The organism is Psychrobacter celer, assembly GCF_016107555.1.
Lineage (GTDB): Bacteria > Pseudomonadota > Gammaproteobacteria > Pseudomonadales > Moraxellaceae > Psychrobacter > Psychrobacter celer.
On record NZ_JABASU010000040.1, the window covers coordinates 1 to 9,604 of the forward strand.

12 protein-coding genes are annotated in these 9,604 nt (G+C 42.7%); 9 read left to right on the forward strand and 3 right to left on the reverse strand.

Annotated elements, in window-relative coordinates; translation table 11 throughout:
* Nucleotides 1–260: 260 nt before the first annotated feature.
* The 7 genes from JFC05_RS12335 to JFC05_RS12365 all read left to right on the forward strand — a co-directional run bounded on the left by JFC05_RS12335 (nt 261) and on the right by JFC05_RS12365 (nt 6,143).
* Nucleotides 261–1,403, forward strand: coding sequence for a siderophore-interacting protein (locus JFC05_RS12335; RefSeq protein ID WP_198337094.1), 1,143 nt, complete (start codon nt 261–263; stop codon nt 1,401–1,403).
* 386 nt (nt 1,404–1,789) lie between these two features.
* Nucleotides 1,790–1,864 carry a pyrroloquinoline quinone precursor peptide PqqA gene (gene pqqA / locus JFC05_RS12340; RefSeq protein ID WP_075107140.1) on the forward strand — a complete coding sequence of 25 codons (75 nt, stop codon included), beginning with the start codon at nt 1,790–1,792 and terminating at the stop codon, nt 1,862–1,864.
* Between the two features lie 79 nt (nt 1,865–1,943).
* The gene (pqqB, locus tag JFC05_RS12345) at nt 1,944–2,855 is read left to right on the forward strand and encodes a pyrroloquinoline quinone biosynthesis protein PqqB (protein ID WP_198337095.1); all 912 of its coding nucleotides are present in this window, start codon (nt 1,944–1,946) and stop codon (nt 2,853–2,855) included.
* A gap of 21 nt (nt 2,856–2,876) precedes the next feature.
* Nucleotides 2,877–3,644 (forward strand): pyrroloquinoline-quinone synthase PqqC, encoded by a 768-nt coding sequence (pqqC, locus tag JFC05_RS12350; RefSeq protein WP_227697553.1) that lies wholly within the window; start codon nt 2,877–2,879, stop codon nt 3,642–3,644.
* Entirely contained in the window at nt 3,641–3,937 is a 297-nt protein-coding gene (gene pqqD, locus JFC05_RS12355; protein ID WP_105243904.1) for a pyrroloquinoline quinone biosynthesis peptide chaperone PqqD, read from the forward strand. Before pqqC ends, pqqD begins: the two co-directional genes overlap by 4 nt.
* The gene (gene pqqE, locus JFC05_RS12360; RefSeq protein ID WP_105243903.1) at nt 3,934–5,091 is read left to right on the forward strand and encodes a pyrroloquinoline quinone biosynthesis protein PqqE; all 1,158 of its coding nucleotides are present in this window, start codon (nt 3,934–3,936) and stop codon (nt 5,089–5,091) included. Before pqqD ends, pqqE begins: the two co-directional genes overlap by 4 nt.
* Before the next feature lie 2 nt (nt 5,092–5,093).
* Nucleotides 5,094–6,143: a dipeptidase gene (locus tag JFC05_RS12365; RefSeq protein ID WP_420850572.1), complete on the forward strand. Its 1,050-nt coding sequence runs from the start codon at nt 5,094–5,096 to the stop codon at nt 6,141–6,143.
* 4 nt (nt 6,144–6,147) lie between these two features.
* On the opposite strand, the gene JFC05_RS12370 is transcribed toward JFC05_RS12365, so the two are convergent.
* The gene (locus JFC05_RS12370; RefSeq protein ID WP_227697554.1) at nt 6,148–6,474 is read right to left on the reverse strand and encodes an ankyrin repeat domain-containing protein; all 327 of its coding nucleotides are present in this window, start codon (nt 6,472–6,474) and stop codon (nt 6,148–6,150) included.
* A gap of 48 nt (nt 6,475–6,522) precedes the next feature.
* A complete protein-coding gene (locus JFC05_RS12375) occupies nt 6,523–7,188 on the reverse strand; it encodes an IS3 family transposase (RefSeq protein WP_198337098.1) in 666 nt (221 codons plus the stop codon).
* A gap of 526 nt (nt 7,189–7,714) precedes the next feature.
* On the opposite strand from JFC05_RS12375, the gene JFC05_RS12380 reads away from it, so the two are divergent.
* Both JFC05_RS12380 and JFC05_RS12385 read left to right on the forward strand, forming a co-directional pair.
* Nucleotides 7,715–8,836, forward strand: coding sequence for a Fic family protein (locus JFC05_RS12380; protein ID WP_198337099.1), 1,122 nt, complete (start codon nt 7,715–7,717; stop codon nt 8,834–8,836).
* Nucleotides 8,837–8,873: 37 nt separating this feature from the next.
* Nucleotides 8,874–9,158 (forward strand): hypothetical protein, encoded by a 285-nt coding sequence (locus tag JFC05_RS12385; protein ID WP_198337100.1) that lies wholly within the window; start codon nt 8,874–8,876, stop codon nt 9,156–9,158.
* Nucleotides 9,159–9,266: 108 nt separating this feature from the next.
* Here JFC05_RS12385 and JFC05_RS12390 read toward each other — a convergent pair.
* On the reverse strand, nt 9,267–9,604 hold a 338-nt coding region (locus tag JFC05_RS12390), incomplete at its 5' end, for a transposase (RefSeq protein ID WP_198337101.1).

A 9,604-nucleotide genomic window follows, 5' to 3' on the forward strand; every position in this document is an offset into this window, starting at 1 on the left:
CGCTCTTGCTTGTGCTTATATCTGGCTCAAATTATGAATGTTCAACACGCCCTAATAATACCTCCAATCAATCCTCGCATTTCCGACTCTCTCCGCTATGCTATTCTGTTTTATCGTTACTTTTTATGTCAGTACCAGCGACTGCTAAATTTTAGAAATAGTCATGGCTTGTTAGGTTACAAGCCTAATAAATGAGGCGCATTGAGTGGATCAAGCGCCTTGTCTTTTTTATAAAACTAATTTTTTATAAAGGGTGCATTATGTCCCAAGTTTTTGATCAACGTTATACAGACAAAGTGCCATTACCCGTGGCGGCTAAAATAAAGTTCATGAACCATGTCAATGATGAACACCAAGATGAGCTGGCTATGTTTGTGGAGGCATTTGCTGACACTAAGCTCAGTAATGATGTAGCGGTTGTGGTGGCAGAGGTTTATAGCGATGGATTATTGCTCGAAGCAGCAGCTCAAAACTCAGAAAGTCTACCAAGTCATAAAGCTGAATCGTTGCCTGATGTGGTTAAGCAATTCTTTATTGAATTTGAAAATGTGATTGATGAAACGGTTACTTTGAAGTCGCAATATATCAACCTCTTGCAGGTGGCCTCAAAGAAACTTGGCAAGCTTGCGATAAAACAGCAAGTGCGTTATTTCACTGTGATTGATAGTTATTACGCCAGTCCAAATATGTATAGATTGGTCGTAACTGCGCCTGCTGATTCGCCACTGAATCATGCAGGATATGCTTATCTGTTTGAAATGAATAGTGGCATATCAATCAGTAGTGAATCTGCCAACGCCCCTGATAACGCTCCGGAGAAATTACAGCGCTATTATACCTTGCGAAAAGCATGGCAAGACGCAGAAACTCAGCAAGTACAAGGCTGGGTGGATACTTATATTCATGGTGATACACCTGGTGGTAATTGGGCGAGAGCGGTTCAAGCAGGAACACAACTTAAAAGTGTACGCGATTATCCAGAAAAAATTGCACATTTAAATGAGGGTCAGTGTCTGCTTATTTGTGACGAAACGTCTATACCAACAGTCGCTAATTTAATAGAAAATTGGCAAAATACGATAGCGCCAATCGTCATTGTCGTCACTAATGATGATGCAGATACGGCTTACCTACAAGATATCGAATTAAGTCAGACATTGGCACAGATTGATAATTTTAAACAAGACAATATAGTACATATTTTGAATACACCTTCTATTGATCTTCCTGATGCTATTGTCTCAGCTATAGATACACGTTTAGAAGACGGCTCTATTCTTATAGAGAAGGTTTGGGGCGCGCTTAGCGCAGCTGATGCCAAAGTATTAAGGCGCCAATTAAAGACTAAGTTTGATTTATCTCGCCAAGATATGGTTATGAAAGTGTATTGGCGGGCGTCGTAAAAGGTGAGTATAAGTCGCTCTGTAGGGACATAATAAATTTGGACAGCTTATAAGAAATACCCATCATAAACGCGTCCCATAAGCTAATACTGTATTGGCATAATAAACTTGGACAGCACATAATGAGTACGCTATCGAATGCTCCTTGATCATTATTGAGCAGCCTCTATAGGATTACGATTGTGTCTCTGCTTTTGCATAACACAACCAAATGTAACAATAGGACCGATTGATGTGTTTCGCTAGCAGCGTTAAAATATACGCTTGGCGCGCTTATGTTAACATCTAACAAATTGACATTAAGTGCCTGCCTGTAATACCATTAATCACTACCTTTATTCACCTTACTCATTTATTAATGAGTGACAGACACTCGGAGCAATGCCATGCAGTGGACTAAACCCGCTTTTCAAGACATCCGTATCGGTTTCGAAATCACTATGTATTTTGAAGCACGCTAAAAGCTTATAAACCTGAATACCTTAAAAGCCCTAGATGATTAGGGCTTTTACTTTTTTTGACATTTGGAAATATTGCGCTATGTATATTCACGTTTTAGGCTCAGCAGCGGGCGGCGGTTTTCCGCAGTGGAACTGTAACTGCGAAAACTGCCACGGCGTACGCCAAGGCACCATTGAAGCAAAGACCCGTACCCAGTCCTCGATCGCCATATCAGAAAATGGTGTTGACTGGATTTTGTTTAACGCTTCACCAGACATTCGCCAGCAGCTATTTGACTTTAAAGCGGCTCAGCCAGCGCGTCAATTGCGAGACACAGGCATCACCGATGTGGTATTGATGGACAGTCAGCTTGACCATACCACGGGATTGTTGACCCTACGTGAAGGCTGCCCCATCTCTGTTTGGTGTACGGACATGGTGCATGACGACCTCAGCACAGGATTTCCGCTGTTCAACATGCTAAAGCACTGGAATGGCGGTCTACAATATAATCAAATCGATCCAAAGCAAACCTTTCAAATTGACGGTTATAGCAATTTAGAGCTAACGCCTTTGGTCATTAGAAGCTCAGCGCCGCCGTATTCGCCGCATCGCAATGACCCTCATGATGGCGATAATATCGCGCTGATTGTGAAAGATTTAAAAACACAAAAGCAGCTGTTCTACGCGCCAGGCTTGGGCAAAATTGATGACGAAGTGATGCAAATCATGAAAGCGTCTGATTGCGTGATGATTGACGGTACGCTATGGACAGACAACGAGATGCAAGAGCGCGGCGTCGGCATCAAAACAGGCCAAGACATGGGGCATCTGCATATCAATGGTGACGATGGATCACTGCATTATCTCGATCAGCTCGACAATGCTCGCAAAGTGCTCATTCATATTAATAACACCAACCCGATATTAAACGAGCGATCTGAACAAGCCGCGACATTAAAACAGCACGGTGTTGAAGTGGCGTTCGATGGTATGCAGATAGAACTATAAGACAAACGGTAAGGCAATCCTATGACAACAATAACAGAAGGCAGTATCGCCTTAAGTCCAGAAGCGTTTGAACAAGCGATTATGGCAAAAGGTCGGTATTACCACATTCACCACCCTTTTCATATCATGATGCACGAAGGGCGCGCCACGCAGCAGCAAATCCAAGAGTGGGTTGCCAATCGGTTTTATTACCAAATCAATATCCCGCTAAAAGACGCGGCGATTATGGCGAACTGTCCCGATCAACGCGTGCGCCAAGAGTGGATTCAGCGGATGATTGACCAAGACGGCGTGTATCCTGATGGCGGCGGGCGCGAAGCGTGGCTTGGGCTGGCAGAAGCGGTTGGCCTGACGCGTGAGCAGGTCATTTCTGAAGAATTGGTCTTGCCAGGGGTGCGCTTTGCGGTAGATGCTTATGTCAATTTTGCCCGCCGTGCCACATGGCGTGAGGCGGCAAGTAGCTCATTGACCGAACTGTTTGCCCCGCAGATTCACCAGTCGCGCTTAGAGTCTTGGCCCAAGCATTACCCTTGGATCAAAGAAGAAGGCTATACCTATTTTCGCTCGCGCCTCAGCCAAGCGCGCCGCGATGTTGAGCATGGTCTGACCATCACGCTTGACTCATTCAGAACGGCAGAGCAGCAAGAACGCATGCTTGAGATATTACAATTTAAACTCGATATTTTGTGGACGATCTTGGATGCCTTGAGCCTCGCCTATGTGCATGACCAAGCGCCTTATCAAAGCGTCACCACAGATAATGTCTGGCATAAAGGATTGTTTAAATGAGTATCCCTACTAGTTTACCTGAGCTGGATCAATCGCTGGTTCCCACATGGCGTCATGGCTACCGCTTCCAGTTTGAGCCAGCGCAAGACGCGTATGTCCTGCTCTACCCTGAGGGGATGATTACACTCAATGACAGTGCCAGTATCATTGGACAACATATCGATGGCACCGCATCGGTTGCTGATATTATTCAAAAGGTGCAAGCCATGTTTGGCGACGTGCCTGAAATCGAGCAAGACATCATTGAATATATGCTGGTCGCCCAGCGTGAACATTGGATTGACTTAGTATGACTGCGCCCGTCGGAATGCCGCTATGGTTACTTGCTGAGTTGACCTATCGCTGCCCCTTACAATGCCCGTATTGCTCCAACCCCATTGACTATGCTCAGTATAAAGACGAGCTGACGACACAGGAGTGGTTTGATGTGTTTGATCAGGCGCGGCACATGGGCGCGGTGCAGCTGGGCTTTTCTGGTGGTGAACCACTGGTGCGTCAAGACCTAGAAGAACTGGTCGCTTATGCGCATCAAAAAGGCTTTTATACCAATCTCATCACCTCAGGTATGGGACTGACTGAAGCGCGCATTGCCAGTTTAAAAGACGCAGGACTGCAGCATATTCAAATCAGCTTTCAAGCCAGTGACCCTGTAGTAAATAATCTCTTGGCAGGTTCAAAGCATGCCTTTGAACAAAAATATGAGATGTCACGTCTGGTCAAGCAGTACGACTATCCGATGGTACTTAACTTTGTGATCCATCGGCAAAATATCGATCAGATTGACCAGATTATTGATCTGTGTTTAGAGCTGGAAGCGGATACGGTTGAGCTGGCTATTTGTCAGTTTTATGGTTGGGCGTTTGAAAACATCGAAGGCCTACTACCGACCAAAGAACAAGTGGTCAGAGCCGAACGCATTACTAACGAATATCGCCAAAAAATCGAAGCACGTGGTATCAAATGCAAACTCATTTTTGTGGTGCCTGATTACTACGAAGAACGGCCAAAACCTTGTATGGATGGCTGGGGTAAGATTTTCTTGACCGTGGCACCTGATGGCACCGCGCTTCCCTGTCATGCTGCCAGACAACTGCCCATATCCTTTCCCAATGTCAGGCAGACGCCATTAAAAGACATCTGGTATGACTCAGACAGTTTCAATCACTTTCGCGGTGATGACTGGATGCCTGACATGTGCCAAAGCTGCCCTGATAAAGAGCGCGATTATGGCGGCTGCCGTTGCCAAGCGTTTATGCTGACGGGCGATGCCAAAAACGCCGATCCTGTGTGCGGCAAATCGCCTTATCACTACCTGATCGAGGAAGCACGTATTAATAGCGAGACGCCAACTCCGTTTGAAGATCTGCGCTTTAGGAACCCTAAAAATTCTAAACGATTAAGTATGAGTCAAGAGCAACTGATTCCCACGCGTATGGTCACGGATTAATGATGAATAACCAGCCTATAATTTTTGATGGTCATAATGATCTGTTAACCCGTCTATGGCTAAGCTCTGCTGACGATCCGGTGCATGATTTTATTTATGGCACACTACCGGGACATTTAGATTTAAAGCGTTGCCGACGAGCAAGATGGATGGGCGGCTTGTTTTCTATTTTCTTACCGCCCTACGCTTATGTGAAAAACAACCATCCTGATAAGTTATCCAACCTATCAAACTCAGACTTCACTCCGCAAGAAATCATTGATATTTGCTGCGCGCAACTAGAACTTGCCCAGCAATTGCAGGCGCGATCAAACGGTCAGATTCAGATCTGTACGTCTATGGTACAAATTCAAGCCTGTCAGCAGAATCAGCAACTGGCCATCGTTTTGCATCTTGAAGGCGCTGAGTTTTTGGCTATTGAGCCTGACTTGCTGGATGTGTTTTATGAGGCAGGACTCAGAAGCATTGGCCCACTGTGGAATAGAAAAAGCCTATTTGGTGATGGCTTAAATGCCTCTTTTCCGCACTCGCCAGACACAGGCTCTGGACTCACTAAGGCAGGCAAAGACCTTGTGATGACTTGTGCCAAAAAGGGCATGGTAATTGATGTGTCACACATGAATGAGCGCGCGTTTTGGGATACGTTAGAGATTGCCGATCAGCCGATTGTCGCAACGCATTCCAATGCACACGCCTTATGCGCGCAAGCAAGAAATCTGACTGATCGACAACTGGCTGCCATTAAACAAAATGGTGGTATGGTTGGGGTGAACTTCGATGTGGCGTTTATTCGTGCGGATGGGCAGCGAAATACGCAAACCTCCCTTGATGTCATTGTGGATCATCTTGCTTATCTGATTGACCATTTGGGCGAAGATCACGTTGGCTTTGGCTCTGATTTCGATGGGTGTTTATTACCTGATGAATTGTCTGATATCAGTCAAATCTCTAAGCTGATTGAGCGGATGCAACAACGTCACTTCTCTGATGCGCTTATTGAAAAGATCACGTCAAAGAATTGGTTTGCTGTGTTGGATAAGATATGGAGTTGATATTTTATATCTTTGGATACCGCGAAATAAAATATCTATATCGATGCGTATTGTCTAAGAGTTGGATAACAGGTATGAATTTTTCCTGACTCCCAAGGTGCTTTTTCATACTATTTACTATACTTAGTTCATTAATACCATTTTTATAGTGTGTATTGGCTCCCTTATCAAGCATTAGCTTAAGTAGATCAAGTCTTTCAGGCATTCCTCCAATCATAGCTAAGGGAATAATATTGTCTCTGTTTGGTACATTTGGATCTGATCCTGCTTCTAGCAAAGCTATTGCTGCTTCTGCATTTTCTCCCCGCATTGCATAGTGCAGTGGCGTCATATGTAACTGTAAATACCCCATTCTTAATACAACATCATCGTAGAATAATTAAGCCACCTGTCTGTACTCGGCAGGTGTCATATCATTAAGTGAATCATGGGGTCTTTCGGTGTTATAAACCGTGATCCATTCCTCAGTCAGTTGACTGACCTCATTTAAATCATTGAATAAATAACAATCCAAGACCTCATTGCGGTAACTACGATTAAACCGTTCAATATAAGCATTTTGATAAGGACAGCCAGGCTCGATATAATCAATATAAATACCATGAGCTGATGCCCAATCAGTGAATATGCTAGATGTAAACTCACTGCCATTATCCACACGAATTTGCTTAGGATAACCATGCCACTCGGCTAACTGGTCGAGGTAGCGAATCACTCGAAGTGAAGGCATACTGGTACCAATATCAATACCTAATACTTCACGGTTGTAATCATCAATCACATTAAAGGTTCGAAAGCGAATATTGTTGTGCAGCTTATCGCTCATAAAGTCCATAGACCAAGTATGACCCAATGCGTTTGGCACACTTAACGGCTGAGGATGACGTGTTGGTAGCCGTCTTTTAGACTTACGGCGTAGGTTTAAGTTTAACGCGGTATAAACACGATGTACGCGCTTGTGATTCCAAGAATAGTCAAGCTTACGTATACGCTTAAAGCACTTAGAAGAGGGTTTTAATTTTAATGGTTTTTGAGGGTCGGTCACGTTTTGGTCACCATTTGGTCACCGTCACTTTTTTAAATGATTTAAATCTGTTTGTGTAATCATGATTATGAGTCGATGTAGACAAGTTTTTTTCGCTACAGCCCTTATATAACAGGCATAAAAAAAGCCCCAATCTTAAGATTGGGGCTTTCGAATCTGGTAGGCGTAACTAGATTCGAACTAGCGACCTCTACCATGTCAAAGTCGTCGACCAAAATGCTTATTATGATAATATCTTACATTCATTGACCTTTATGGCCTGTAGATATTATACGATTGAATAATCACAATGTAAATTATAATAAAGTAAAATTTAACTCGTATTTGGGCACTGTATTCTTATAGTGTTTTTACCTCTACTCAAGCCCTTCTCAGAACAAAAAAAACTATGTTTGTTCGTTGAGAATCTATTCTTATTACGTCTGCTATGGTCGTTTTTGAATTTCTACGTATTGTTTCTACTGCTTATTCTCTGCATAATATAAGGAGATTACTGTTCTAATCTCTGCATATCTCTGGGGAACGTATGAAGCATACTACTTATATTCATGAGCACTCAAATTGGACTGAATGGCAATGGTCGGACAAAAAGCTATTGCCACTCGTCAGTCGGGTGCGAATATTACAAGGTCGTTTATTAGGAAAATTGCTAACGCTAGGGTTTGAGTTAAATGTTGAGGCGCAATTAGATGCTGTGACTTTAGAGATTGTCAAAACCTCTGAGATAGAAGGGGAGTCTCTAAATAACGATCAAGTGCGTTCCTCAGTTGCGCGGCATTTAGGGCTGGATAATGCCAGTATGCCAACCACTACTCGTGAGATCGATGCCGTGGTAGAGATGATGCTAAGTGCTACCTATCGTTATCAACAGCCGCTATTGTTAGATGATTTACTCGGATGGCATCGAGCATTATTTCCAGATGGATATAATGGGCTTTATCGTATTCAAACAGGTAGTATCCGTGATGATAGTCATGGGCCAATGCAAGTAGTGTCAGGAGGGTATGGTCGTGAGCAGATTCATTTTGTTGCCCCCAGTGCAGATAGGTTGCCAGATGAATTAGACAGATTTTTATTATGGTTCAATACTTCGTCAAATGTGCAAGACGATATAGATTTGGTCATAAAAGCAGGTATTGCTCATTTATGGTTTGTGACTTTGCATCCATTCGATGATGGAAATGGGCGACTAACACGAGCACTCACAGAACGAATGCTGGCAAAAAGCGATAACAGTGCCCAACGCTTTTATAGTATGTCAGCGCAAATCCTTAAACAGCGTAATGACTACTACAAAATACTAGAGCGTACGCAAAAAGGTGATAAAGATATCACGGATTGGTTGGTGTGGTTTTTGCAAACGCTAGAGCAATCCCTCATTGTAGCTCAAGAAACTACAGATAAAATTATCAGTAAGGCGGGCTTTTGGCAGACGCATCGACAGCATGCTTTGAATGACAGGCAGGTGAAAATGTTAAATACTTTGCTGACTGATTTTTATGGCAAACTTACCACTAAAAAATGGGCAACTATGACCAAATGCTCTATAGACACGGCACTACGAGATATCAATGATTTAATAGAGAAGGGTATGATGCGAAAATCTGTAGCATCAGGACGCAGTACGAGTTATGAGTTGGTTTTATGATATAAAGTAATAACTGTGATAACAGGAGTTAATTAAAATGATAGAAAAAACTGAAAAATCATTGTATTCAGAAGTAAGAAAAGCTGTTCATAATGAATGGGATCCTATAGGAGTTTCAAACCTTACAAATGATCTTGGAGAATACGATGCCTACATACCTGAACTATGTTGTTTTTTGAGTAATAATCCTAGTTCTCAGGAAATTTTTGATTATCTTTGGGTTATCGAAACGAATTCAATAGGTATGGAAGGAGATAAGCAATCAACATTGAAGTTTTCAGAAAAATTAAAAATACTTATTAACCAAACCTTCAAGAAATAAATAGTTATTTAACCGGACTAAAGTTGAATCAGTTTTCGGATCTAAGTTTTACTAAAATAGCTATCAATAAAGGCTTAAAATACTTAGGAGAATAACCATGATCTATAGTTAAGTCTTTATAAAATCGATACAGCCCATATCATGAAACAGTTTAGGTAAATTATTCTCCATCCACCCTTGGCGTAGAAACTTAGCCTGTGCCCATTTTTTCTCGATAGGTTTTAGATCAGGGCTGTACGGCGGCAACCATAAAATACGATGACCATGCCTATTAAGCAGCTTTTGAATACGCTTACTCTTATGAAATCTGGCGTTATCCATCACAATCACGCATTTGGTTTTAAGACTTGGGATTAGGGTTTGTTTGCACCATTCGTAGAATATGCTGCTGTTAGGGCGTGTTGAACATTCATAATTTGAGCCAGATATAAGCACAAGCAAGAGCG

What these genes read in the sequence shown, in the direction of transcription:
- JFC05_RS12335 (WP_198337094.1), top strand. Translation starts at nt 261, where the DNA reads ATGTCCCAAGTTTTTGATCAACGTTATACAGACAAAGTGCCATTACCC.
- pqqB (WP_198337095.1), top strand. Translation starts at nt 1,944, where the DNA reads ATGTATATTCACGTTTTAGGCTCAGCAGCGGGCGGCGGTTTTCCGCAG.
- pqqC (WP_227697553.1), top strand. Translation starts at nt 2,877, where the DNA reads ATGACAACAATAACAGAAGGCAGTATCGCCTTAAGTCCAGAAGCGTTT.
- pqqD (WP_105243904.1), top strand. Translation starts at nt 3,641, where the DNA reads ATGAGTATCCCTACTAGTTTACCTGAGCTGGATCAATCGCTGGTTCCC.
- pqqE (WP_105243903.1), top strand. Translation starts at nt 3,934, where the DNA reads ATGACTGCGCCCGTCGGAATGCCGCTATGGTTACTTGCTGAGTTGACC.
- JFC05_RS12365 (WP_420850572.1), top strand. Translation starts at nt 5,094, where the DNA reads ATGAATAACCAGCCTATAATTTTTGATGGTCATAATGATCTGTTAACC.
- JFC05_RS12370 (WP_227697554.1), bottom strand. Translation starts at nt 6,474, where the DNA reads ATGACGCCACTGCACTATGCAATGCGGGGAGAAAATGCAGAAGCAGCA.
- JFC05_RS12380 (WP_198337099.1), top strand. Translation starts at nt 7,715, where the DNA reads ATGAAGCATACTACTTATATTCATGAGCACTCAAATTGGACTGAATGG.
- JFC05_RS12385 (WP_198337100.1), top strand. Translation starts at nt 8,874, where the DNA reads ATGATAGAAAAAACTGAAAAATCATTGTATTCAGAAGTAAGAAAAGCT.